24 protein-coding genes are annotated in these 25,223 nt (G+C 65.4%); 12 read left to right on the top strand and 12 right to left on the bottom strand.

Annotated features, from left to right (window positions below; translation table 11 throughout):
• Positions 1-165: 165 nt before the first annotated feature.
• Positions 166-1,644, bottom strand: a complete 1,479-nt coding sequence (locus L5G32_RS15775; RefSeq protein ID WP_237012021.1) for a CCA tRNA nucleotidyltransferase — start codon at positions 1,642-1,644, stop codon at positions 166-168.
• 88 nt (positions 1,645-1,732) lie between these two features.
• On the opposite strand from L5G32_RS15775, the gene L5G32_RS15770 reads away from it, so the two are divergent.
• From L5G32_RS15770 to L5G32_RS15750, 5 genes are all read left to right on the top strand, one after another.
• Positions 1,733-2,740, top strand: coding sequence for an NUDIX hydrolase (locus L5G32_RS15770; RefSeq protein WP_237012020.1), 1,008 nt, complete (start codon positions 1,733-1,735; stop codon positions 2,738-2,740).
• Positions 2,730-5,336 carry a DUF6049 family protein gene (locus L5G32_RS15765; protein ID WP_237012019.1) on the top strand — a complete coding sequence of 869 codons (2,607 nt, stop codon included), beginning with the start codon at positions 2,730-2,732 and terminating at the stop codon, positions 5,334-5,336. Before L5G32_RS15770 ends, L5G32_RS15765 begins: the two co-directional genes overlap by 11 nt.
• The gene (gene murJ / locus L5G32_RS15760; protein WP_237012018.1) at positions 5,333-8,905 is read left to right on the top strand and encodes a murein biosynthesis integral membrane protein MurJ; all 3,573 of its coding nucleotides are present in this window, start codon (positions 5,333-5,335) and stop codon (positions 8,903-8,905) included. The genes L5G32_RS15765 and murJ overlap by 4 nt, the downstream gene beginning before the upstream one ends.
• Complete coding sequence (locus L5G32_RS15755; RefSeq protein ID WP_237012017.1) at positions 8,905-9,531, top strand: DNA-3-methyladenine glycosylase I; 627 nt, start codon at positions 8,905-8,907, stop codon at positions 9,529-9,531. Before murJ ends, L5G32_RS15755 begins: the two co-directional genes overlap by 1 nt.
• Positions 9,532-9,717: 186 nt before the next feature.
• Entirely contained in the window at positions 9,718-11,154 is a 1,437-nt protein-coding gene (locus L5G32_RS15750; protein WP_308192053.1) for a condensation domain-containing protein, read from the top strand.
• Between the two features lie 3 nt (positions 11,155-11,157).
• Here L5G32_RS15750 and L5G32_RS15745 read toward each other — a convergent pair whose 3' ends face one another.
• Together L5G32_RS15745 and L5G32_RS15740 are read right to left on the bottom strand one after the other, a co-directional pair.
• Positions 11,158-12,072: a sterol desaturase family protein gene (locus tag L5G32_RS15745; RefSeq protein WP_237012015.1), complete on the bottom strand. Its 915-nt coding sequence runs from the start codon at positions 12,070-12,072 to the stop codon at positions 11,158-11,160.
• A 96-nt stretch (positions 12,073-12,168) separates the two neighbouring features.
• Positions 12,169-12,483, bottom strand: a complete 315-nt coding sequence (locus tag L5G32_RS15740) for a hypothetical protein (RefSeq protein WP_237012014.1) — start codon at positions 12,481-12,483, stop codon at positions 12,169-12,171.
• A 57-nt stretch (positions 12,484-12,540) separates the two neighbouring features.
• Here L5G32_RS15740 and L5G32_RS15735 point away from each other — a divergent pair, with 57 nt between their 5' ends.
• The gene (locus tag L5G32_RS15735) at positions 12,541-13,227 is read left to right on the top strand and encodes a TetR/AcrR family transcriptional regulator (protein ID WP_237012013.1); all 687 of its coding nucleotides are present in this window, start codon (positions 12,541-12,543) and stop codon (positions 13,225-13,227) included.
• A 73-nt stretch (positions 13,228-13,300) separates the two neighbouring features.
• Here the strand turns inward: L5G32_RS15735 and L5G32_RS15730 are convergent, their stop codons facing one another.
• Complete coding sequence (locus L5G32_RS15730) at positions 13,301-13,939, bottom strand: NAD(P)-dependent oxidoreductase (RefSeq protein ID WP_237012012.1); 639 nt, start codon at positions 13,937-13,939, stop codon at positions 13,301-13,303.
• A gap of 116 nt (positions 13,940-14,055) precedes the next feature.
• Between L5G32_RS15730 and L5G32_RS15725 the strand changes: the two genes are divergently transcribed.
• The 6 genes from L5G32_RS15725 to L5G32_RS15700 all read left to right on the top strand — a co-directional run bounded on the left by L5G32_RS15725 (position 14,056) and on the right by L5G32_RS15700 (position 18,488).
• Positions 14,056-14,574 carry a MarR family winged helix-turn-helix transcriptional regulator gene (locus tag L5G32_RS15725; protein WP_237012011.1) on the top strand — a complete coding sequence of 173 codons (519 nt, stop codon included), beginning with the start codon at positions 14,056-14,058 and terminating at the stop codon, positions 14,572-14,574.
• Positions 14,575-14,739: 165 nt separating this feature from the next.
• Positions 14,740-15,300, top strand: a complete 561-nt coding sequence (gene sigM, locus L5G32_RS15720; RefSeq protein WP_237012010.1) for an RNA polymerase sigma factor SigM — start codon at positions 14,740-14,742, stop codon at positions 15,298-15,300.
• Positions 15,301-15,448: 148 nt separating this feature from the next.
• Positions 15,449-15,733 (top strand): RsmA family anti-sigma factor, encoded by a 285-nt coding sequence (locus tag L5G32_RS15715; protein WP_237012009.1) that lies wholly within the window; start codon positions 15,449-15,451, stop codon positions 15,731-15,733.
• 153 nt (positions 15,734-15,886) lie between these two features.
• The gene (trxB, locus tag L5G32_RS15710; RefSeq protein WP_237012008.1) at positions 15,887-16,828 is read left to right on the top strand and encodes a thioredoxin-disulfide reductase; all 942 of its coding nucleotides are present in this window, start codon (positions 15,887-15,889) and stop codon (positions 16,826-16,828) included.
• Between the two features lie 36 nt (positions 16,829-16,864).
• Positions 16,865-17,194 (top strand): thioredoxin, encoded by a 330-nt coding sequence (trxA, locus tag L5G32_RS15705; RefSeq protein ID WP_237012007.1) that lies wholly within the window; start codon positions 16,865-16,867, stop codon positions 17,192-17,194.
• 148 nt (positions 17,195-17,342) lie between these two features.
• Positions 17,343-18,488, top strand: a complete 1,146-nt coding sequence (locus L5G32_RS15700; protein ID WP_237012006.1) for an N-acetylmuramoyl-L-alanine amidase — start codon at positions 17,343-17,345, stop codon at positions 18,486-18,488.
• 258 nt (positions 18,489-18,746) lie between these two features.
• Here L5G32_RS15700 and L5G32_RS15695 read toward each other — a convergent pair whose 3' ends face one another.
• From L5G32_RS15695 to rnpA, 8 genes are all read right to left on the bottom strand, one after another.
• The gene (locus L5G32_RS15695; RefSeq protein ID WP_237012005.1) at positions 18,747-19,481 is read right to left on the bottom strand and encodes a hypothetical protein; all 735 of its coding nucleotides are present in this window, start codon (positions 19,479-19,481) and stop codon (positions 18,747-18,749) included.
• Positions 19,482-19,587: 106 nt separating this feature from the next.
• The gene (locus L5G32_RS15690; RefSeq protein WP_237012004.1) at positions 19,588-20,736 is read right to left on the bottom strand and encodes a ParB/RepB/Spo0J family partition protein; all 1,149 of its coding nucleotides are present in this window, start codon (positions 20,734-20,736) and stop codon (positions 19,588-19,590) included.
• Positions 20,736-21,671 carry a ParA family protein gene (locus L5G32_RS15685; RefSeq protein WP_237012003.1) on the bottom strand — a complete coding sequence of 312 codons (936 nt, stop codon included), beginning with the start codon at positions 21,669-21,671 and terminating at the stop codon, positions 20,736-20,738. Before L5G32_RS15685 ends, L5G32_RS15690 begins: the two co-directional genes overlap by 1 nt.
• Positions 21,672-21,731: 60 nt before the next feature.
• On the bottom strand, positions 21,732-22,448 hold the full coding sequence (gene rsmG / locus L5G32_RS15680; RefSeq protein ID WP_237012002.1) for a 16S rRNA (guanine(527)-N(7))-methyltransferase RsmG: 717 nt from the start codon (positions 22,446-22,448) through the stop codon (positions 21,732-21,734).
• A 166-nt stretch (positions 22,449-22,614) separates the two neighbouring features.
• The gene (locus L5G32_RS15675; RefSeq protein ID WP_237012001.1) at positions 22,615-23,175 is read right to left on the bottom strand and encodes a Jag family protein; all 561 of its coding nucleotides are present in this window, start codon (positions 23,173-23,175) and stop codon (positions 22,615-22,617) included.
• Between the two features lie 54 nt (positions 23,176-23,229).
• Positions 23,230-24,432 carry a membrane protein insertase YidC gene (gene yidC / locus L5G32_RS15670; RefSeq protein WP_237012000.1) on the bottom strand — a complete coding sequence of 401 codons (1,203 nt, stop codon included), beginning with the start codon at positions 24,430-24,432 and terminating at the stop codon, positions 23,230-23,232.
• 3 nt (positions 24,433-24,435) lie between these two features.
• Positions 24,436-24,768, bottom strand: coding sequence for a membrane protein insertion efficiency factor YidD (gene yidD, locus L5G32_RS15665; protein ID WP_237011999.1), 333 nt, complete (start codon positions 24,766-24,768; stop codon positions 24,436-24,438).
• On the bottom strand, positions 24,765-25,214 hold the full coding sequence (gene rnpA / locus L5G32_RS15660; protein ID WP_237011998.1) for a ribonuclease P protein component: 450 nt from the start codon (positions 25,212-25,214) through the stop codon (positions 24,765-24,767). Before rnpA ends, yidD begins: the two co-directional genes overlap by 4 nt.
• Positions 25,215-25,223 lie beyond the last annotated feature (9 nt).

Genomic DNA, 25,223 nt, shown 5'->3' with positions numbered 1-25,223 from the left:
TTCGACACGTCCCCTTCACGACAACCACACAGGCGTCAGTCTCGACTCAAGTCAGAACACGCCCCCGAGGACCCACCCTCCATCCTCACTGTCTCGACTCCGCTCGACCAGCGGACCGGGGCTCGACCGGCGGCGGGGCGACGCTCGACCGGCGGAGGGGGAGCCTCAGTCGGCGGACTGCTCCGACCACCAGGCTTTCAGGGCGGTCTCGGCGTCCTCGCGGGACATCGGGCCCGAGTCGAGACGCAGGTCCTTCAGGTAGCGCCACGCCTTCCCGACGAGCGGGCCGGGCGGGACGCCCAACAGCTCCATGATCGCGTTGCCGTCCAGATCCGGACGGACGCGGTCGAGGTCCTCGGCCTCCTTCAGCACGGCGATCCGATGTTCCAGATCGTCGTACGTCTCCTGAAGCTTGCGGGCGCGACGCTTGTTCCGCGTGGTGCAGTCCGCGCGCACCAGTTTGTGCAGACGGTCGAGGAGGGGACCGGCATCGGTCACGTAGCGGCGGACCGCCGAATCGGTCCACCGGCCTTCGCCGTATCCGTGGAAGCGCAGGTGCAGGAACACCAGTTGCGCGACGTCCTCGACCACCGCCTTCGGGTACTTGAGTGCCCGCATCCGCTTACGGACCATCTTGGCGCCGACCACCTCGTGGTGGTGGAAGCTGACGCCTCCGGCGTCCTCGTGGCGCCGCGTCGCGGGCTTGCCGATGTCGTGCAGCAGCGCGGCCCACCGCAGAACCAGGTCCGGGTCGCCCGTCTCCAGATCGATCGCCTGCCGCAAGACCGTCAACGAATGCTGGTAGACGTCCTTGTGCTGGTGATGTTCGTCGATAGTCAGCTTCATGCCGGGGATCTCGGGGAGCACGTGCTCGGCGAGACCCGTCTCGACGAGCAGGTCGACGCCGTCGATCGGATGCTCGCCCACGATCATCTTGTCCAACTCCACCCGGATCCGCTCCACGGTGATCCGGTCGATCTGGTCGACCATCGCACAGATCGCGTCGAACACCCGCGGCGTCAACGCGAAGCCGAGCTGTGCGACGAAACGGACACCGCGCAGCATCCGGAGGGGATCGTCGTTGAACGAGGTCTCCGGGGCCGCCGGAGTGTCGATGACGCCCGCCAGCAGATCCGTCAGTCCGTCCAGCGGGTCGCAGAACTCCTGCTGCCCGTCCGCGTGGAGTCGCACGGCCATCGCGTTGACTCGGAAGTCGCGGCGGATCAGGTCGCCGTCGAGGGTGTCACCGAAGGTGACCACCGGGTTACGACTGACTTGGTCGTACATGTCCGACCGGAACGTGGTGATCTCCACCATCTGATCGCCGAACTGTGCGCTCACCGTGCCGAAGTCGATGCCGGTGTCCCAGACCGCGGTGGCCCACCCCTTCAGGATCTCGGCGATCACCTCGGGTCTGGCGTCTGTCGTGAAGTCGAGGTCGTTGCCCAGCCTACCGAGCACCGCGTCCCGTACCGAGCCTCCCACCAGGTACAACTCGTGTCCGCGGTCCGCGAAACGGGCCGCAAGAGGCGTCAGCACCTCGTCGAGGGAACGCAACGTCACGGCGGCGGACGCCAGCAGACGGCTGCGGCGCTCGGCGCGCTGCTCGTCGCTCATCCGGCTGCTCTGCGCGCTGTCGGTCATGGGATAGAAGACTACCGACTCGCCGACGCGGCTAGCGCGGTCAGCCTGCCATGGCTAACAGACGGTGACGAACGGCTAGCATCGGAGTGTGTCCGCCGAACCATCGCTGCACCATACGGACGTCGCTTCCGACGCTCCGGCAGCAAGCGACGGCGGAAAACCGGTGACGAGCGGCGGAAGCGATCAACCGACTCGCAATCGACGCAATCGACGAGGTCGCCGCAGGCGAGGACGTCGTTCGGGCCGGCCGACCGACGCAGCCAAACCGGATTCCGCGGCCGCGAAACCCACCGCCACCGGCCCCGCAACCCCCAAGCCATCCGATCTCGCGAACCGGAATCGTCGCAAAGACAGTGGAAGCGGGAACCCGAACACCGGCAACGGCGGCAACAAGGGCAATAGCGGCAACAAGCCGTCGTCGCCCTCGCCGAACGGCTCGCGGCGCGGCGGACGACGCCCCGCCGACGCCGATCCGGCCCCGAAGCTGCGCACCGTCCGCGAGACGTCGGCCGGCGGTCTGGTCCTGTCCGACATCGACGCCCCGTTCGACGATCAGCGTGCCGCCCTCATCGGCCGCGTCGACCGACGCGGGCGCACCATGTGGTCGCTGCCCAAGGGACATATCGAGACCGGTGAGACGGCCGAACAGACGGCGATGCGCGAGGTCGCCGAGGAGACCGGCATCGAGGGAACCGTCGTCGCGCCACTCGGCAAGATCGATTACTGGTTCGTCAGCGAAGGCCGTCGCATTCACAAGACGGTGCACCATTATCTACTCCGGTTCACCGGCGGCGAGCTCTCCGATGAGGACTACGAAGTGAGCGAGGTCGCATGGGTGCCGCTCACCGAACTTCCCCGCCGACTCACGTACTCTGACGAGCGACGTCTCGCTCGGACGGCGGAATCTGTGATCGCCGATCTGCGGAGCGATCCGACCCGGCTGGCACAGTCGGAAGCAAGCTGTATCCGTACCGAGCCGAACGACTATGAGAAGGCCGCAGCCGCCCGCAACCAGCGCCGCAACGAGCCGCCGCCACCGGTCAAGTCCCGGCGGCGCAGAAGGCGACCGCGGCGACCGGCCACCGGTGACAGCTGACCGCCCCGGTCGCAGCGTCCGGATCGCGGCGCTCGTGGCCGCAGTTCTCTTGACTCTCGGGTCTGTTCTCGCCTTTGTCGGCGTCGGCCCGACGCCGACCGCGTCTGCGACCCCCGGCGACGATCCCGACACGAATTACGCGTCCGTCGCGCTCACCGATGTCACGCCGTCGACCGTCACCAGTTCGTCGGGGCGGACTGTCGGCGTCCGCGGCCGCATCACGAACACCTTCGACAGACCGATCCACGATGTGATCGTCCGACTCCAACGCTCGGACGCCGCCACGTCGACCGATCTGCGCACCGTTCTCGCCGCGGACGCGTCCGTCTACGACACCGTCACTGAGTTCACGAAGGTGGCGACCACACTCGCACCCCATGAGACCGTCGACTTCGCCGTCGACGTCCCCCTCTCCGCGGGCGGCCTGCAGATCTCGCAAGCCGGGGTCTATCCGCTCTTGGTGAACGTCAACGGAACCCCCGACTACGGCGGCCAGGCGCGGATCGCCGACTCGCGGACGATGCTCCCCGTCCTGTCGCTGCCTGCCGACCGGGCACGGGCGCGCCAGTGGGTCGAACCGGGATCGGGTACGGAATCGGCTCCGCTCCTCGGCCGTGACGGGTCGGTGGCCGCGAACGACACGAATCCCGCGGCGTTCACCTTCCTCTGGCCGCTGGCTGCACCGCCGCAGCAGGCAGCGGGCACTCTCGGCGGCGACACCGCCGACATCCGGCTGATCAGCGACGACCTGACGTCGTCCCTCGAAGACGACGGGCGGCTCGGGAAGTCCTTGCAGGCCCTCGAGACTGTGGCCGGGATCGGCGATGGTGGAGCAGACAAGGGCCGGGCGGACAAGCCGGAGGACCGCGTGCGCAACGCGATCTGTCTGGCCGTGGACCCCGACTTGGTGAGCACGGTGCAGTCGATGGCGTCCGGCTATTCGATCACCGAGGATCCGTCCGACCCGGACGCGCAGACCCGGGACGGGGACGGCTCGACGACGGCCCGCAAGTGGCTCGCGCGCCTCACTCGGGTGGCGTCCGGCATGTGCGTCACCGCACTCCCGTACGCACAGGCGGGACTCGACTCCCTCGAACGGATCGACAACGACCAGCTCACCGACATGGCGTTGAACGGCGCGTACGACACCGTCGACGCCATCCTCGGTGTCACCAGTGTCCGAGGCCTCACCGTCCCGGCGACCGGCACCGTGTCCCCGGAAGGGCGGACACTGCTCGAAGGCCGCAAGGGCTCGGACGCTGCGGCCGTCGTCTCGACGGCGGTGGATCCGAGCAGTCGGGAACGCCGCGGCTCCGGTCTGGCCGGCCGGTACAAGTCTGGCGGACTGCCGGTGCAGACCTACGATCCCGGTGTCAGCGCAGCGCTCGGATCGATCGGCGACCGGCCCGTCGCCCCGTCGTTCCTTCCGGAATGGCAGCGTCCGTCCGTGGCAGGGGAGTCGGCGGCGAGCCGGCGTCAGACGGCTGCCGCGTCGCTGGCCTTCCCGATGCTCGACGTCGCGGCGCCGAGTTCAGACGAATCCAGTTCAGACATATCGGGTTCTGGCGCATCGGGTTCTGGCACATCCGACCCGGTCACTGCCACCACCGGGCGCAGCGCGTTCACCATGCCCCCGACGTACTGGTCGCCGACGTCCGACGACGCACGCTCGCTCCTGAACACCGCGCGGCTCATGGTCGCCTCCGGCACCGCCGACCCCGTCCCGCTCACCGATGTGATCGCCGGACTCGGCAAGGCCGACCGCCCTGCCGACCTCGTCGTGCCCGGCGACGTCGACCAGCTCGCCGCCGACGGCTACCCGCTGTCGTCGAAGGATCTGGCGGACGTACGCCGCGACGTGGCCCTCATCGGACGTCTCGAAGGCTCGTTCGCCACCGGCCACGACTTGCCGTTCACGCCTGCCGAGTACATCGACCCACTGCGCGCGGATCTTCTTCGGACCGTCTCGACGCCGTCGACGACCAACCGGACCGTCTCGAGGGTCGAACGCCCGCAACGCCTCGCCGCAGTCGGATCGACCCTGACGCGCATGCAGCAGTCGGTGTCGTTGCTCGATCCGAGCGGGCGATACACGCTCGCGTCCGAACGGAGCCCGCTACTACTGGTGGTGCGCAACGAGCTGGCGCTTCCGATCAAGGTCAGCCTGGACATCACCGCGCCGCCTGAGCTCAGCGTCGGCGACGTCGGCGTCGTCGAGATCCCCGCGAAGGGCACCAGACAGCTGCAACTGCCGACGCACGCGTCGAGTTCGCAGCCCGCCACTGTCCGAATCGCGCTCGTCACGACGAACAACGTCCCGTTGAGCAGTCCCGTCGACCTGTCGATCTACGCAAATGCCTACGGAAAGGCACTGTTCTGGATCACGATCGCCGCAGGTGTCATCCTGGTACTTCTGACGGCACGACGCCTATGGCACCGGTTCCGCGGCGAGCCCGACCCCGCCGACGAGGACAGGCCCGAACCCGATGAGTACGAACGGCACCTCGCCTCCACCGGCTACCAGCAGCGTCTGGCGGCCGAGCGCGTGACCGACACAGACGAACGCGAAGAGCCCGACCCCGGAGAGCGTGGATGACGACCGAGCACAAGAAAGTCGAGAACCCATCCGACGAGAGCGTGATGCGCACCGGCGGCTCCATCGCCATCGGTACGCTCACCAGCCGAATCACCGGGTTCATCCGCACGGTCCTCGTGTTGGCGATGCTCGGTCCGGCGCTGTCGTCGGCGTTCCAGGCTGCGTATGTTCTCCCCGGCATGATCTCCGAGGTGCTCCTCGGCGCCGTCCTCACCGCGATCGTCATCCCTGTCCTGGTCCGCGCCGAAGCCGAAGACTCCGACGGCGGCGCAGACTTCATCAACCGGATCTTCAGCCTGACCGTCGTCGTCCTCGGTGTCGCGACAGTCGTCGCGATCATCGCCGCGCCCGTGCTGACAGCGTTGAACGTCGGCGACGGCGAAGTGAACCGCGACGTCACCACGACACTCGCCTATCTGCTGCTGCCCGAAGTCCTCTTCTACGGTCTCACCGCACTGTTTATCGCGATCCTGAACATGAAGGGCCTGTTCAAACCGGGTGCCTGGGCTCCGGTGCTGAACAACGTCGTGCAGATCACGACCCTTGTCCTGTTCTTCCTGATGCCCGGCGAGATCAGCCTCAATCCGGTGACCATGTCCGATCCGAAGTTGCTCGTACTCGGCATCGGCACCACGTTCGGCGTCGTCGCTCAGGTCGCGATCCTGCTCCCGTACCTGCGGAAGGTCGGGGTCCGGCTGCGCTGGAAGTGGGGGATCGACGCGCGCCTGCGGATGTTCGGCAACATGGCGGTCGCGATCATCGGCTACGTGCTGATCCTGCAGGTCGGCTTGATGGTGACCTACAACATCGCGGCGGGAGCCAGCGCGGGCGGAATCTCCGCGTACGCCACCCACTGGCAGTTGCTGCAGCTTCCGTACGGTGTGCTCGGCGTGACGATCCTGACGGCGATCATGCCGCGCATGTCGCGCAACGCGGCCGCCGACGACACCGAGGCCGTCGTCGACGACATGTCGTTGGCCACCCGTCTGACAATCGTGGCGCTCGTGCCCGTCGTGGCGTTCATGACGTTCTTCGGACCCGCGATCGGCGTCGCGATCTTCAACTTCGGTGAGTTCGACGCCGACACCGCGTCACAGGTCGGCTCGGTTCTCGCGTGGGGCGCATTCACCCTCATCCCGTATGCGATGACCCTCGTCCAGCTGCGCGTGTTCTATGCCCGCGAGGACGCCTGGACACCGACCGTCATGGTCTTGGGCATCACCGCGGTGAAGGTCGGCTCGTCCTACCTCGGGCCCGTTCTGTTCGACGATCCGTCGATGGTGGTGCGGTGGCTGTCGCTCTCGAACGGACTCGGCTATGCGGTCGGCGCGATCGTCGGCCACCTTCTGCTGAAGAAGCGGCTCGGCGGACGAGCGATGAAGAACGTCACCCGACCGACGCTGCTCACGATCGGCGTGTCCGCGGTGGTCGTGGCCGCCGTCTGGGCGATCTCCGAACTGACCGGCTTCGCCCGCATGTCGACGCATGCGGGGAAGGTCGGCTCGCTCGTGTATCTGATCGTCGCCGCGATCGTCGCCCTCGGCGTCGTCTACCTTCTCCTGGTCGCCTTGAAGATCCCGGAGATGGTGTCGATCAGCAACGCGGTGATGCGGATCGTCGGACGTTTCATTCCGAGACTCGCCCCGCCCGCCATCGACGGCGACGTGGATTCACCCACCATGACAGTGCAGTTCCCGCGAGTCTCGAACGAGGAGTCGTTCCCGTACGCTGGACAAGTAGACGTCCGGCGCCGCTTCGACCGAGGCACAGCCACCTGGCAGGAGTACTCCGCCTTCACGGGTGGTGCGGCAGGCGAAACAGCTGTGATCCCGGTGGTCCGCAGTCGTCCTGCGGGCCCACCGCAGCGCCGCCCCGGACCGTCGCAGCCACCCCTGCGTCCCCGAGGAGCACAGCCGATGACCGGATCCGGTTCGGGCGACGAGCCGCCGCGCCCGTCTACCGATCCGACGCGCGCCATGATGCCGAAGACGCCACCGGCCCAACAGGTACGGGGGCCTCGTCTCGTTCCGGGCGCCGCCGTCGCCGGCGGCCGCTACCGTCTGCTCGAACCGCAGGGCGGTACCCGCGGCCTCGCCTTCTGGCGGGCCAAAGACATCGGGCTCGACCGCGAGGTCGGTCTGACCTTCGTCGACCCCGACCAGAAGTTCCCGCCGATCGCTCCGGGCCAGCGCGACCCCGTCGCCGAGGGCCCGCAAGCAGTCCTGCACCGGACTCGCAGGCTCGGACAGCTGCACACGGCAGGCGTCGCACGCGTCCTCGACGTGGTGCGCAGCGCGTCCGGCGGCATCGTCGTCTCCGAATGGATTCCGGGCTCCCGACTGGCCGACGTGGCAGCGACCGGCCCGTCCGCGACGGGTGCGGCACGCGCGGTGCGCGCCCTCGCAGCAGGAGCCGAGGCGGCGCATCGCGCGGGCGCGGTCCTGTCCATCGACCACCCGGACCGCATCCGAGTCAGCACGGCGGGCGACGCCGTCCTCGCATTCCCCGCGATCATGTCCGACGACGACCGTCGCAGCGACGTCCGCGGTCTCGGCGCCGTCCTGTACGCGCTGCTGCTGGGCCGGTGGACCCTCGACGGCGACGCCGGTAAGCGACTCGTCACCTCCGCGATCACGACCGATCCGGTCGGCGGAATGGCGATCGCCGAACCCGACCCCGCCGACCCGACACAGCCGCGGGCGCCGCGCGACGCGAAGCCCGACATCCCGTTCGAGATCTCCGCCGTCGCCGCACGCGCGCTGGAAGGCGACCGCGGCATCCGAACGGCCGCGACCGTCCAGCACGTCCTCGACCAGGCGACTGTCGTCGATCTGCAGACCGACATGCTGCCGCGTCTCGCTGACGCGCCGGCTCCGGTGTCGGTGGCGCCGATCAGCCGTACTCGCAAGGAACGCCTGATGGGCGAAGGCGAGTCCGGGAAGCGGAACACCGCGCTGCTCGCAGGCGGTGGACTGTTCATCCTGTTCGTCATCATCGCGATCATCGTCGCCGCGACCAACGTGTTCGGCACCTCCGACGAGACCAACGCCGACCTGGACTCGTTCCTACCGGAGTCGTCGTCGAGCGCGCCCGCCGAGCCAGCTGCCCCGCCGAGCTCCGCAAAGCCCGCGGAACCGATTGATGTCCGGTCGGTGACGCTCTTGGACACGTCGCAGCAGCCGCCGGACTCGTCGGCGAATCTCGAACACATCCTGACCGGCGAAGCACCCGGGTGGAGGACCGACAACTACCGTGGCTCACCGGATTTCGCTGGGCTCAAGGACGGCCTCGGATTGATGTTCCGGCTCGCGTCGCCCGGCACCGTGAAATCGGTGACCATCGAGACACCGACGCCCGGCTTCAACGTCCAACTGCGGACGACGAATTCGCGGAATCCGACGAATCTCGACGCGACGACTCAGGTCGGCAGCGGGACAGTCGGCGACAAGAAGACCACCCTCGACGTCGAGTCGCCCGACGAGGCGCAGTACTTCGTGGTGTGGATGACGTCGCTGCCGCAGGGCAGCAGCGGATTCCAGGCCATCATCGATCGCGTGTCACTGCACTGATGCCTGCGGAGCAGGCACGCGGCGGTCCGTCATCGGGCGGCACTGTTCTCGGGGACGACGGTCTGCACCGCACGCCGTGGGGCGCGGTGCCCGGGATGATGCAGGACTATTACGACACCGAATGGGGTATGCCCGTGTCGGGGGAGTCCGCCCATTTCGAACGGCTGTGCCTGGAGGGCTTCCAAGCCGGACTGTCGTGGGCGACGATCCTGCGTAAACGCGACGCCTTCCGAGAAGTCTTCCTCGACTTCGACGCCGACGTCGTCTCGACCTTCGGACCCGACGACGTCGAGCGCCTCATGGGCGACGCCCGGATCGTCCGCAACCGCGCCAAGGTCGAGGCCACCGTCACCAACGCGCGGGCAGCCATCGCGCTGCGCGAGGACGGCGGACTCGAGGAGTTCCTATGGTCGTTCAAACCCGCGGACACTCCGCGACCGCAAAGCATGGCCGACGTCCCGACCACCTCGCCGGAATCGATCGCGTTGTCGAAGGCGCTCCGAAAGAAGGGGTTCCGATTCGTCGGCCCCACGACGATGTTCGCCCTCATGGAGGCCCTCGGCATCGTCGACACCCACGTGTTGGGCTCGCACCGCCGCGGCGTGTCCGGAGTCTGGTCGAGCTGACCTTCGTACGCTCCAGACATGCCGTGTCGACCGTGAGACAAACAGCGGGTTTCCAAGAATCAAACGCAATCGCAATTCCCATTCGGCCGAAATAGGCGATTTATGCGCCGGCCGATTCGGTGTCGATACTGTGCAATTTCTCACTACGAATTAGTCTGTTGAACCGATAGGCAATCGGCCAACATTATGGAAATGAAGTCGGGGTTTGTTGAGCAATGGGAATGCCTTCCTGGAGACTGGGTCACCTGGTCCCCGGACGAGGCGACGCGCGACGCGATGAGGAGGGCTCCTGACCTGGGCGTAGACACGTCCTACATTCAGGCGGACCATCTTCGGAGCGGTATCGACGGCGAAGCGTGCACGCGCCGTCTGGTATTCACGATGTTTACGATCTTTGACCATTTCGATGAGGGTGTTCTCTCATCCGTATTAAACGAATTCGTTCGCGCGCATGAATCGTTCCATACCGCATTCGATGTGTCCGGCGATCTTCGCCCCGCGGGACGGACATTGCGCCCTGAACAGATCGAATTGGCCGTCGCGGCCACCTCGGACGACCACCCGGATCGCACCGTCAAAGACCATTTGTTGACCCACGTGCCCGGGCTCGAGGATTGGGCCGCGTTCGAGTTCGCGGCGGCAGGCACCGAGAACGCTCGGGAGGGCGCGGACGATCCGCACTTCGACGTGATCATCGCGGTCGACCACATGTTCACCGACGGCGTCTCACAGGCCGTGAGCTTCTTCGAGATCGTGTCTCGCTACTCCGCTGCCCGCGAAGGAGTCGACTTCGTCGGCTTGCCGGTGCGCCCGTATCCGGAGTTCTGCGCCGAGCAGCGGGCTGCCGCCGCCGAGCTGACTCCGGCGCACCCCGCCGTGCAGCATTGGCGCGACGTGGTCAAGCGCGCAGGCGGGATGCCCTCGTTCGGGCTTCCGCTCGGGCTGGGACCCGACGAGTCGGCGCCCGGCAAGATCCTGGTGCACTCGTCGTTCGTGGACCTCGAGACCGCCTCCCGATTCGCGACGGCGGCGAAGCAGGCGGGCGCCAACACGGGCAGCGCGCTGCTCGCGGTGCTCGGCCAAGTGCACCACGAACTGACCGGTGACGATCTCTTCACGATGCTCATTCCACGGGCCGATCGCTCGGCCCCCGGCGACGCGATGGCCGTCGGCTGGTACGTGACGCTGGTTCCCGTGCAGTTCGACGCCCGAGGTTCATTCGAAGAGGTGGCCGCGGCCGCGCATGCCGCGATGGGCGACGCCCGTCGGCTTGAGAGCGTCCCGGTGTTCCCGGTGATCGATCTGCTCGCCGACGACCCGTCGTTCCCCGTGAAACACGGGTTCGCTGCGCCGATGCTGTCGTACGTCGACGTGTCGCGCGTTCCCGGCGCGGAACTCGCACGGCGACACGACTTCTCGGTGTACGCCAACGCCACGCCCTCCCGGGAGGTCTTCATGTGGATCAACCGCGACGAGTCGGGGCTCGACTTCAATGCGACTCATCCTGATACGGAGGCGGCCTGCCAGTCCGTCGACACCGTGTTCACCGCGTTGCGCGACAGGATCATCGACGTCGCCACCTGGAACGTCGACTCGCCGTTGGCGGCTGTTCCTGCGGGGTGAGCGCTAGCGGAGCAGAGTCGGCGAATCGGCCGGCTCACGCTCCGCTGTCCGCGGCGCCCACCCCGGAGGCCCGAACACGTATCCGAGTTTCGTCCGAAATGTGGAGGCGCTGCGAACGTCGCGGATCACTGCGGCGTACTCGTGCGTCTGCAGCTGCCAGAGGTTGTACGTACCGACGCTGCTCGTCAGACCGTATGTGGGACGGTGGATTTCGCGCTGGAATGAGCCGAACATGCGATCCCAGACGATGAAGACGCCTGCGTAATTGCGGTCGAGGTATTCGGCGTCGCGGCCGTGGTGCACTCGATGGTGCGACGGCGTGTTCATCAGAAACTCGAACGGGCGCCACATAGTTCCGATGTGCTCGGTATGCACCCAGAACTGATAGATCAGGTTGAACGAGTAGGACGCGAAGACCACGGCAGGCGGGACCCCGAGCGCGGGGAGCGGGAGCCACATGATCAGGCTCATGCTCGGATTCCACTTCTGGCGTAGCGCGGTCGCGAAGTTGTAGTACTCGCTGGAATGGTGGGCCTGATGGGTCGCCCACACCACCCGCACGCGATGCGCGATGCGGTGCTCCCAGTAGAAGAGGAAGTCGATCCCGACGAACCCGATTACCCATGTGTACCAAGCGCCGATCGGCAACTGCCACGGCGCGGCGTACGCGAACAGCGCCGCGTAGACGAACAGCGCGAGGAACTTTCCTACGGCCGATGTCCCGATCGACACCAGGCCCATGAGAATCGAGGCTCGGGCGTCTTCCTTCTTGTACGCGCCCGATACGGGCCGACCCTGATCGTCGTGTGAATGCTCGAGTCTGGCCGCCGCGAAGAGTTCGAGGCCGAGCATCAGCACGAAGAACGGGATCGCGAACAGCGTCGGTTCGCGCAGCTGCTCCGGGATCGCATCCAACATATCTGACACGATAGCGTGTCAGATAGTCCCAGTCCATACCGACGCAGATATTCATCACGCCGAGAAGGGTCTGTGACGTGCGGCGATCACGCGGCGTCAGGGGTGTACCGAACTCCGGATGCGCTCGACCGCCGCGTCGAGCTCGGGGACCACGAACAGCCATTCGGAGCCGTCGGCGAGCGTGAGGCAGAGTCGCTCGCGTCGCCCTCCACTGAAGAACTTCCCGGTTCCCGGCACCGTTCCGACGCCTGCGACGAACGTGAAAGCTACCGAGAATCGCGCACCCTGGGTGCGTCGGCCTTTGGGCTCGAACACCACATGCGTCTTGGTGACCTGTAATTCGCCCGGAACCGCGATGCGGTCCATCGATCGCGCGGCCTTCCAGCGGGCCGACGGCTGCTCGTCGTTCATGGACTCGAGAATAGGTCAGCGGTCCGGGATCAGGCGGCCCGCCTACGATGATCGTTGATGACGAACACTTCCGGGGGACGTACATACGGGGGACTGACCGCGCAGGACCGGTATCTCCAACGTCGAGAGTCACTGATCGCCGCAGGACTGCATCTGTTCGGCACCCTCGGCTATCCGAACGTGTCGGTGAAGCGGATCTGCACGGAGGCCGGTCTCACCCAGCGGTACTTCTACGAGTCGTTCGACGACCGGGCGGGATTGCTCGGCGCGGTGTACGACTCCTGCGTCGACTCGGCGCGCGCCGCGACACTGACCGCCGCCGCGACCGTCTTCGACGGCGCTGAGGTGCCTGCCGGTCCGGTCCCCGACGAGTTGATTCCACGGCTGGCCGAGGAGGCTCTGCGCGGCTTCATCACCAACCTCGCGCAGGACGCCCGGCGCGCCCGCGTCATCTTGATCGAAGTGGTCGGGGTGAGTCCCGAACTCGAAGAGGTTCGGCTGCGCGCGATTCACGGCTGGGCCGACCTCATCCTCGGCTTCGCCAGCCGAGACCATGATCCGACACCGTCGCAGCGCCTCGCCGCCATCGGACTCGTCGGTGCGATGACCCAACTGCTCGTCGACTGGCAGACCGCCGTGCAGGCGCCGATCGAAGCGGGCTACGACCTCGACCTGTTCAGCATCAACGCGATCCACCGAGTCGTCACCGATATGTTCGTGGCGACCCTCCAGCGATTGTTCTAGCGCCGACTCGAGGTCTCCACAATCGGGGGTGACGTCGTCCACTAGAACGAGACGACGACGTGGACGGCCCGGGTCAGTTGGCGACGTAGGTGATACCTGCGAGACCGCCTCGTCCGCAGACCGCGTCCAGCAGAGCGTCGGCGAGATCGCCTGTAGTGATCGACCTTGCGCCGCGTGGCAGTCGAGCGCTGTCTGAGCGGTAGGCGCCGCGAGCAGGCGCGTCCTTGAGGTATGGCGGGCGAAGACTGCACCAGTCGATACCGTCCTGCCGGCTCAGCTGCGACTCCATTCGGGCCATGTCCCGATAAGAGGCGCCGAAGAACCGCCAGAGGGTGGCGCGCATGACACGGCTGACGACACCGCCTCCCATGTCCTCGCCGACCGGTGCGGCACTCACGACGGCCAGACGCAGAATCCCGGCGCTCACCATGGCGTCGGTGATCGTCGCGATGCCGCTCGAGTACGCAGTGGTCTCGTCTTTGCTCGCCCCGACACCTAGCGCGCTGATGACGACGTCGGCGCCGACGAGCGCCTGGACGACGACGGCACGGTCGCGGACGTCACCGGTGAACCACTCGACTCCCTCGCGTCCGAAATCCGTTGCGTCCTCCGGACTTCGGGAGATTGCGCGCACGACGTGGCCGTCCGCCAGAGCGCGATCGACCACGCGATGCCCGGTACGTCCGGAGGCGCCGACGAGAGCTATCTGCATGGCTTCACCTTTCGATTCCGAACCGGCCGTGCGAGGTCGGCTCCCCGATGAGGAGAACGCTACGTCTGACTCAGATATTTGTCACTACTTATTGCAATCTCGGTTACGGTAGACCGATGTCGTCTACACCCGATTTCAGCTCGTCCGTCTCATTCCTGCTGTCTCAGGTCGGCGCACATGTAGCGCAAGACTTCGCCGTACGTATCGCCGAGTTCGGCTTGTCGCCACGCGAGTTCGCTGTGCTGGCAGGGATCGACAAGGTCGGTCCGCGTACTCACCAGAGCATCGCGTCGTCCATCGGGATGCACCGCAACAACGTCACGGCCCTCGTCGACGGACTCATTGCCGCCGGACTCGTGCAGCGCGCCGACAATCCAGCGGACCGCCGCTCGGTACTCGTATCGCTCACCGGCGAAGGCCGGGAGCGACTGACCCGAGCGTCGGCGGTGCCCAGAGACCTCGACGCACTGATCCGCGAGGCCATCGGTTCGGCGCCCCTCGCCGAACTCGGTGTGCACCTGCGCGAGCTCGCCGACGAGTTCGGCCTTCACGAGGGGGTGCACCCCCACCTCGCGGCGACCTTCCCCGGCACTCGCACGCGCCACACGACTACTCGTCGACCGCGAGATCAGTGACCCTCGCGATAACGTCCCGTGCGTCGGAGCCGCCACCCACCTGATTGTGCGGAATGTCCCGGGTTATCCACAGAACCCGGTGGAGTTCTCCACAATGTGCCGACTTTATCCCCAAGTACGTAGAAACCGACAATTTTCTCGGCTGTCGGGCTTAGATTCATCGACATGCATCGGGGGATCACAGATTCCCGCGGCGACGATCAGTTGCTCCGGGACCACATCAACGGCGACCGCACAGCCTTCGAAGTGCTGTTCAAACGCCATCAGAACAAGCTCTGGGCGGTGGCTCTCCGGACCACCGGCAACATGGACGACGCCGAGGACGCCCTTCAGGACGCACTCGAGTCGGTGAACAAGACTGCGGCTCGCTTCCGATTCGACAGCACGGTGTCCAGCTGGCTCCACCGCATCGTGCTCAATGCGGCGCTCGACCGTCTCCGCCGCAACAAGTCGCATGCGACCTCACCGCTCATGGAGGAGGACGAGTCGCTCGTCGACCCGCTCGATCGCATCGACGACGTGGACCTCTCCCTCTCAATCGGTCACGCTCTCGACGTCCTTCCGCCCGACCAGCGAGTCGTGATCATCCTGCTGCACATCTACGACCTCGGAATCGCCGAGACGGCAGCCGCCCTCGGTATTCCACCCGGCACTGTCAAGAGCCGTGCCAACCGCGGGCGAGAGAAGCTGGCGCTCGTTCTCGGCCACCTCCGAAAGGAGAGGTGAGTGCCCCGGTCCTGATCCGCTCTCTACTCTGCTGTCCGGCCTGACTCCGCCACGCCCGAACTTGTCACAACGGAACCGAAACTGGCTCCGGCGCGTCTAATCAGTGATGGAATCAAAGGATCAACAACGCGGAGGCGGACGCAGTCAGATGGAGCACAACGGGGTCGACGAGCACGGCGGGCACGACGGGGGACATGCCGGCCCTCCGTACTCGACTGAGGTTCTCATCGACTTCCACGCCGGGCAGCTCGAGCCCGCCGCTGCCGACCGAGTACGTGCCGGGATCGCGGACGACCCGGGAGCACAACGCGTCCTCACCGCGCTGGACGCGACGAACGCCGACCTCGAATCGCTGCGAGGCGAAGACCTTCCCATCCCGTCCGACGTCCGAGAGCGGATGCTCGACGTGATCCGCGGTTTCCAGACGGACTGAACTGTGTCACCCGGATCTGCGTCACCCTCTGATCTGCGTCACCCCCTGATCTTCGTCACCTCCGACGGGCTTGTGGGAACACCAGCCCATATCCTTGTGTTGGAATCAGCAGCCCGCGAGAAGCGGCGGGCTCATTTGCGACACGGAGGATTGATGAGCGACACCGAAAACCAGATCCACGAGCTGATCATCGTCGGATCCGGCCCCGCCGGCTACACCGCCGCGATCTACGCGGCACGCGCCGAACTGTCGCCCGTCGTCTTCGAGGGGATCTCCTTCGGCGGCGCTCTGATGACCACCACCGAAGTCGAGAACTTTCCCGGCTTCCAGAAGGGCATCCAAGGTCCCGAGCTGATGGACGAGATGCGCGAGCAGGCCACCCGCTTCGGCGCGGACCTCCGCATCGAAGAGGTCGACGCGATGCGCCTGGACGGCGACATCAAGGAGGTCGAGGTCGGCGGAGAGGTGTACCGGGCTCGCGCGGTCATCCTCGCGATGGGCGCTGCGGCTCGCTACCTCGGAGTCCCGGGCGAGCAGGAGCTCCTCGGCCGCGGTGTCTCGTCGTGCGCTACGTGTGACGGCTTCTTCTTCAAGGAGCAGGACATCGTGGTGGTCGGCGGCGGCGACTCGGCGATGGAGGAGGCCACGTTCCTCACCAAGTTCGCGCGGAAGGTCAGCCTGATCCACCGTCGCGAAGAGTTCCGGTCGTCCAAGATCATGTTGGAGCGTGCGCGCGACAACGACAAGATCGACTTCATCACCAACTCGACCGTGTCAGCGGTGAAGGGCGAGAACTCGGTCAGCGAACTGGAACTGACAGACACCGTGACCGGTGAGACTCGCACCCTGGATGCGACCGGCATGTTCGTCGCCATCGGGCACGACCCGCGCAGCGAGCTCGTCCGCGGTCAGATCGACCTCGACGAGGACGGCTACGTGAAGGTCGACGGCCGGTCGACGTACACGAACGTTCCCGGCGTCTTCGCGTGCGGAGACCTCGTCGACCACACCTACCGCCAAGCGGTCACCGCGGCAGGCAGCGGATGTTCGGCTGCGATCGACGCCGAGCGCTGGCTCGCCGAGCACGCCGGCTGAATCCGAATCTTTCACACCTCGAACAAGGAGTTAAAAATGGCAGGCAACACTGTCGACGTCACCGACGCGTCGTTCAAGTCTGACGTCCTCGAATCCGACAAGCCCGTGCTGGTCGACTTCTGGGCCACCTGGTGCGGCCCGTGCAAGATGGTCGCCCCGGTGCTCGACGAGATCGCCCGAGACAACGCCGAAGCGATCACCGTCGCCAAGGTCGACGTCGACGCCAACCCGGCCATCGCTCGTGACTTCCAGATCATGTCGATCCCGACGATGATCCTGTTCGAGAACGGTAAGCCGACGAAGACCATCCAGGGCGCTAAGCCGAAGGCCGCGATCCTCCGCGAGCTGGAGCCCGTCCTCAAGTGACACGTGCCTTCGGCACATAACAGTTGGTCTCGATAGCCGTCTTCGTTTGTCGGCACAGACGCGGACCTGAGAGAATGTAGCGGTGCAGTGACGGCCGCCGGCCACCCGGTCGGCGGCCGTCACCCTTATGCGAGAAAGTGGGGTCTCCATGCCGGTATTGCGACTCGGCGATCACGGCTCGGCAGTCGCCGAGATTCGGGCCATTCTTGCCACGCGAGGACTGTTGCCTGCTGCGCCGACCGCCACTCCCGGTGACGAGCGGAGCCCGTGGTCCCCGCCCGAAGCGGTGTTCGACGATGAGTGCGATCGTGCAGTTCGTGCGTTCCAGCAGGAGCGCGGGCTCATCGTCGACGGTCTCGTCGGCATCGCCACGTACACCGCGTTGCGCGAGGCCTCCTATCAACTCGGCAGTCGCGTACTTCTGTACCGACTGTCGGCGCCCATGACGGGGGACGACGTCGCGAGCCTGCAGTCCCGCTTGCAGAACCTCGGCTATTACCACGGCATGGTCGACGGACAGTTCGGCGAAGTGACCCACAATTCGGTCGGTCTCTACCAGACCGAGTACGGCCTGAGCTCCGACGGCATCTGCGGACCGGAGACCATCCGTTCGCTCAATCGTCTCGGCACGCGCATCACCGGCGGTTCGCCGCATGCGATCCGGGAGGAAGAGCTCGTGCGCCGATCCGGTCCGCAGCTGTCCGGCAAGCGCATCCTCATCGATCCCGGTTCCGACTCGGAAGCAGATGCCAGCGTCCTGTGGGATCTGGCGTCGCGCCTCGAAGGACGGATGTCGGCGGCCGGTATGGAGACGTTCCTGTCGCACGACGGACGTTCGGCGCCTGACGACGAGGCTCGGGCTCGTGTGGCCAATCTCGCGGACGTGGATCTGATGATCTCGCTGCGCGCGGGGAACTACCCGAACGAACGCGCCAACGGGGTCGCTTCGTTCTACTTCGGCAACACGCACGGGTCCTTCTCGACGATCGGTCGCAACCTCGCCAGCTTCATTCAGCGCGAGCTCGTCGCCCGCACCGACTTCCTTGACTGCCGTACTCACGAGCGCACGTGGGGCATTCTCCGGACCACCCGCATGCCCGTGGTCGTGATCGAGACCGGGTACATCACGAACCCGCACGACGCCGCGATCCTGGACGACGCCCGGCAGCGCGACACGATCGCCGAAGCCGTCCTCGTGGCGGTGAAGCGTCTCTACCTTCTCGGTGAGAACGACCGCCCGACCGGCACATACACGTTCGCCGATCTTCTCGCCGCGGAGCGCATCACTCCGTAAATCACATCAGTGTTGTTTCCCGTGAAACATCGAACGGCCCGGCTTCCTGCCGGGCCGCTCTCGTATCTGCGATAGGGGACCGCACTCCTTGAGTCGCTCACACCGCCGATAGGCGCTGACACAGCTGCGACCGCAGGACAATGTTTCCCGTGAAACATGCAAAGCAAAAGCGCTACGGAGGAGACGTACAGGAAATCGCCGCCGGCCCACGCGCCGCAATACGCAACCTCACGACACCAAGACAGCCCGCAACCGAACTCACCCGACAGGCGCAGGCGTCCCCGACAGATCGACGGCAGCTTCGACGACCAACTTCTCCAACGCCCGCTCGACGGCCGACTTCCATCCGAGCCCTTCGTCGAGTTCGAGCCGCAGGCGCGGCAGATAGAGATCGTGGGCGACCGTCTCGAATCCAGAATCGATCAGGAACTGCGTAGGCATAAGGCAGTCGAGACACGCGTCGGTGTCCATGCCGTTGCCGAGCATGAGGCCGACGAGATCGCGCTCGAGCGGTTCACGTGAACCACTGAAACCGAATGCCTCGATCGCTCGGACGCCGCGGTGAACGACGTCGGCGATCACTGCGTCCATGAGGAGCACAGCGGCCTGTTCGAATCCAGGCTGGGTTGTGATGGTGGAGAGAAGGACGGCGTCGGCTCCGACTGGTGCCGTTGGGAAGCGTCGAGCCCGGGGCACGCGAACCGGGGGAGCGTACAGGGCGGTGCCAACGACGCGGCCCGTCGTCGATTCGATCGCGATCTGTCCGCATGTTCCCCACTCGAGGAGCAGTCCGGAGATCCAGGCTTCCTTATCGAACTCACTCTCGTGATCGGCCGTCGTCCGTCGCGGATCGGTTAGGTCAGTCTCGTACGGTCCGGTTCCATCCGAAGCAGAGTCGTCGGCGCGATCCATCTCCCAGAACACGCAGCGACGGGTGTGTGATGGCAGAGTCTGGAACTTCTCGAGCTCCAGCGGCACTACCCTCACACTCATTCTTGCTCCCGCGTTGGGTCCTCAATGGGCTGATGAGGACAATCAGTCACTGTGACGTTTCAGGGACGTAGCCCTGGGTCACCGTCGGTAAACCGGTTATTTCGGACTACTTCGCGTTGTCCGTCTGCTCCGCGATGACAGTCACGATTCGCTCGAGATCATCAACGGAACCGAATTCGATCACCACTTTGCCCTTCCGCTTGCTCAGGCTGACCGTGACCTTCGTGTCGAGACGATCGGAGAGCCGGTCTGCGACGTCTTGCAGACCGGGCATCTGCATCTGCTGGCGACGACGCGGTGCGGCAGTAGGAGTGCCGTCATCGTCGCGGTTAGCGAGCGTCACGGCCTCTTCGGTGGCTCGGACGGACAGACCCTCGGCGACGATACGAGCGGCGAGCTCTTCCTGTGCCTGGGTCCCGGTCTCCAGGGCGAGAAGTGCCCGCGCATGTCCCGCGGACAGGACGCCGGCAGCTACCCGACGCTGCACCGGGATGGGGAGGCGCAGCAGTCTGATCATGTTGGAGATGACGGGCCGCGACCGTCCCAGACGATTAGCGAGCTCCTCGTGTGTCACGTCGAACTCTTCGAGAAGCTGTTGGTACGCCGCTGCTTCTTCGAGTGGGTTCAGCTGGGCACGGTGGATGTTCTCCAGCAAGGCGTCGCGCAGCATGGCACCGTCGGGTGTCTCGCGCACGATAGCGGGCAGCGCATCGACACCGACATTGGTGCCCGCACGCCAGCGACGCTCACCCATGATCAGCTGATAGCGGATCCCGTCGGCTGTGGGGGAGGGGAGTTCCCGAACCACGATCGGCTGCATCAATCCGAACTCGCGGATGGAGTGCTCGAGCTCGGCGAGCGCTTCTTCGTCGAAGACTGTTCGCGGCTGGTGCGGATTGGGCTCGATCTGCGACGGTGGGATCTCCCGATAGACCGCGCCGACCTCGTCTCGATCGATCTCGCTTACGGCGTCTGTACCGTCGTCCGACTCGTCGGAAGTGGTGCTCGACCCCGTTGATTCACGTGAAACATCGTTGGCTGTGTCCGCCGGACGCGACGGAATGAGCTCAGTGTCGACCGATACTCCTGTCCCAGCCGGAGGCTGAGAACCTCCGCCGATGACGACGTCGGCCGCAGCCGATCCCATCCGGCGAGTGTTCGTTCCCTGGTCTTCCTCGGTGGGTCCGGTCGGGATCAGCGCTGCCAATCCTCGACCGAGACCACCGCGTCGCTGGGTGTCCCGTTGCTGCGCCATTACGCCAGACCGCCTTCCACCGCTGCGCGCTGTGCGAGTTCGCGCGCAGCGTCGAGATAGCTCATGGATCCACGTGAACCGGGATCGTATTCGATGATCGTCATACCGAAGCCCGGGGCTTCTGACACCTTCACGCTGCGGGGGATGATCGCTGACAGCACGATCTCGCCGAAGTGATTGCGGACCTCCGCGGCTACTTGATCGGCGAGTTTGGTTCGACCGTCATACATCGTGAGAAGGATCGTGGAGACGTGCAGCTCCTTATTCAAGTGCGCCTGCACGAGTTCTATGTTCCGCAGGAGCTGGCCGACACCTTCTAGTGCGTAGTACTCGCACTGGATCGGGATGAGGACTTCCTGTGCCGCGACCATCGCATTGACCGTGAGGAGGCCGAGCGACGGCGGGCAGTCGATGAGTACGTAATCGATGCCGTACTCGACGAGCAGATCCTCGTCGAGCGCGTTCCGCAGACGACTCTCGCGAGCCACCAGCGAGACCAGTTCGATCTCGGCGCCGGCCAGGTCGAGCGTCGACGGAACACAGTACAGACGATCGCTGAACGGCGACTTCTGGATCGCCTGTCTCAGCGGGACCTCATCGAGAAGCATCTCGTACACCGACGCGATACCCGGTTGCCGATGATCGATCCCCAATGCGGTACTCGCGTTGCCCTGTGGATCGAGGTCGATCACGAGAACACCGAGTCCGTGGATCGCGAGGCCGGCCGCGAGGTTGACGGCGGAGGTCGTCTTACCCACGCCACCCTTCTGATTCGCAACCGTCATGATCCGAGGGCGGCGAGGGCGGGGGAGGGTACCGGTACCTCCTGGAGTCAGTACCTGGCTGGCTCGCTCGGCTGCGGCTGCGATCGGAGTGTCTCCGTAGGGTCGATCGGGTGGCGTTTCACGTGAAACTGCATACTCGTTCTCGGGCACCCCGGAGCTCCTTACGTCGTTGCGTCCATTGTGCGCCCTACGCCGAAATGACACCAATCTCTATCGACCTCTCTTGGCTCGACGTGCGGCTCGACGTGCAGCGGCCGCATCCTTGTCCGTGCCGACTCTCGATCCGATCAGGAGAGTTGTCGGCTCGTCAAGAATATCGACTCCGCACTGGCCGACAGTCAGATCGACGATCCCGACCTTCTTCACCGCCGCACGGTCACGTTCTATCTCTTCTGCGACCGATCGTCCCTTCAGCGCGACGAAGCGACCGCCGATGCGGATCAGGGGAGCGGACCATCCGGCGAGTCGCTCGAGCGGCGCGACCGCTCGCGACGTCACGACATCCGCGGTCCCCACCGCCGAGAGCACCGCCTTCTCTTCTGCGCGGCCTCGGGTCACTGTGACGTTTTGCAGCCCCAGTTCGGATATGGCCTCTTCCAGGAAGGTCGATCGCCTCAGAAGCGGCTCGATCAGGGTGATCGAGGCCTCGGGCTTCGCGATGGCGAGGGGAATGCCCGGGAACCCCGCACCGCTGCCGATATCGACGACCGTGGCACCGTCGTCGATCACTTCGCTGAGAACCCCACAGTTGAGAATGTGACGCGTCCACAGTCGAGGAACTTCACTCGGCCCGATGAGCCCGCGGAGGACCCCTTGGTCCGCTAACAACTCGGCATACGCGATCGCTAGGTCGAGCCGCCCGCCGAACACCGCTTCCGCAGTCGCCGGGGTCGGCTCGCGTTCGACACCTTGTTCTTGCTCAGTCATCTACCGTCATCCGTCCATCGAGTTTCGCGTGGCGTCAGTCGAGGACGACTCTGCGTTCCACGTGAAACATCTCGAATTACACTGCTGTGATTATCTACCCCGAGACGAGAGAAGTCCCGGCCCAACTGGCCGGGACTTCGTCACTCTCGATAGGGCAGGGGAGCGGTCACTCCTTGATGACCACGACGCGACGCTTAGGCTCGGCGCCCTCACTCTCGCTGTACACGCCTGCGACGGCGGCCACGGCGTCGTGGACGATCTTGCGCTCGAAGGGCGTCATCGGATCCAGCGATTCCCGTTCTCCGCTGTCCCGGACGCGCTCGGACACCTCGGTACCCAGACGGGCCAGCCGGTCGCGGCGGTCCGCTCGCCAACGGCTGACGTCGAGCATCAACCGGCTCCGGTCGCCAGTCGCCTGCTGCACAGCGAGCCGCGTCAGTTCCTGGAGAGCATCGAGAACTTCGCCGTCTCGGCCGACGAGCTTGGTCAGATCCTTGCCGCCATCGATACTCACGATCGCGCGATCTCCGTCGACATCGAGATCGATGTCGCCGTCGAAGTCGAGCACGTCGAGCAACTGCTCGAGGTAGTCGCCCGCGATCTCGCCCTCTTCGATCAAATGGTCGTCTTCGTCCACGACCTCAGGCTCCGGAGTGTTCTCCTCGGCCACATCTGCGGTCACAACCTCGTCGGCCTCGACGGAGGTCTGCACAGCGTCACCTGTCATGATTCGTACCTCTTGTATCTTCTGCGAAATGGTCGTTGCGTCGGGGGAACGGCGTCAGCGCTTACGGCCTTGCCTGTTCTTCTTGTTCCGCTTGTTTCCCGACTGTCGGGCGCCACCGGGTCTGTTCGGTCGTTGCCCTGGAGCTGGTTTCTTCGGCGCGGCGGCCGACTGCTCGGTGGCCGCCGGTGTCGCGGCCTTGGCGTCCGCATCACCCTTCGCTGCGGCACCCTTCTTCAGGGAGGTCTTGGGAGCGTCATCCGACTCGTCGTCGGCGACTTCGGTGTCAGCGTCAACGACGGCGGTCGCACCGCGCTTCGTGCTTCCCGGCTTAGCTCCGGGCTTGGGAGCGTTGGCTCTGAGTCGCTCTTCCTTCTCCGCCTTGGCCGCTTCTTCTTCCTTGGCGATCCGACCGAACACCAGGTGCTGCTGGCCGTAGGTCCAGAGGTTGTTACTCACCCAGTACAGGAGGATGGCGACGGGGAAGAACGGACCGGTCACGAGGATGCCGAGGGGGAACACGTACAAGGCGAGCTTGTTCATGATGCGCGTCTGGGGGTTGTCCATCGCTGCCGCGGTCTGGCGTCCGACTGAGGCGCGCGAGTTCATATGCGTGGCGATCGAGGCGATGATCATCAGCGGAACGACGACGAAGCCGATCTGCCAGCGGGTGAAGTCGATTGCCTGCCCCGGCTCCACGAATGCCTTGAACTGCTCGACCGGCTCAGTGATGAACGACGACAGCGGCACGCCGAACAGGCGCGCATCCAAGAAGTTCTGCACCTGTTCCGGGCTGAACGCGTAGTTGCCGATCGATCGCGTCTGCTCGGCGGTCATCGTCTCAGCGGTGCCGCCGATCGGCATGGCCGTGCCGGTGCCCATCCGGTTGAACGAGCGCAGCACGTGGAACAGACCGATGAACACAGGGATCTGCATGAACATCGGGAGGCAGCCGAGGAGCGGGTTGAAGCCGTGCTCCTTCTGGAGCTTCTGCATCTCCTCGGTCATCTTGACCCGGTCGTTGGCGTACTTCTTACGGATCGCCTGCATCTGCGGATTGATTTCCTGCATCTGCTTCGTCGTGCGGATCTGCTTGACGAACGGCTTGTACAGGATCGCGCGCAACGTGAACACGAGGAACACCACGGACAGTGCCCATGCGACGCCCGAGCCACCCGGGGAGTCCGGCAGGACCTTGTCGAACAGCCAGTGCCAGACCCACATGATCCAGGACACCGGGTAGTAGATGAAGTTGAGCACGGCTCAATGACCCCTATCTGAAGTTGGCGCGCTGGCGCCGCTTTCCAAAGTCTGCTGCTTACCGACGGTCGCGGCGAGCCATTGTCGAGGACCGTTCTCGGGCACCGGATCGTATCCGGGTCGGTGCCAGGGTCCACATTTGAGAAGTCGCCACACCGACAGCACCGAACCCCACAGGAATCCGTGTCTGCTCAGTGCTTCGACCGCGTATGCACTGCACGTCGGCTCGAACCGACAGGTCGGCATGCGAGTCGGCGAGATCCACGTCCGATACAACTCGATCACGAAGACGAGGACCTGACGAGGAAACAGATAGATGCGACGACGCACGCTCATCGGAGCACCTCGTCGACGAGTCGAAGCGATCGCGTGTGATCAGTTCTCGCGCGCGCGAACGCCGTCTGCGCTTTCCGGTGCGCGAAGCCCTCCCGCAGCTGGGCGGCCAACTCGTCTGCCGAGCGCTGCGCGATAGACGGGTAGGCACGCAGCACGACGAACGTCTCAGCGACCGGCAACTCGTCGCGGACGTCGGCGAACGCATGCCGCAATCGCCGTGCGACCCGGTGACGGGTGACGGCGTCTCCTACCTTCTTCGACACGATGAGCCCGAGCCACGGGCCGCCGACAGAAGCGACGTCGGCGCGGACGCCGGACTGATCGGGCCAGGTGGCGCCCACCGGCGCCAGGTGAATCACTAGATCACGCGCCGAAACCCGCACACCTTTGGACAGTGTGCGGGTGAAGTCGGATCTTCGCGAGATCCGCCTGGAGGCGGCGGTCACCGATCGCTG

It is taken from the genome of Gordonia zhenghanii, from assembly GCF_021738965.1.
GTDB classification, from domain to species: domain Bacteria; phylum Actinomycetota; class Actinomycetes; order Mycobacteriales; family Mycobacteriaceae; genus Gordonia; species Gordonia zhenghanii.
This window is presented reverse-complemented; position numbering and strand designations above follow the sequence as displayed.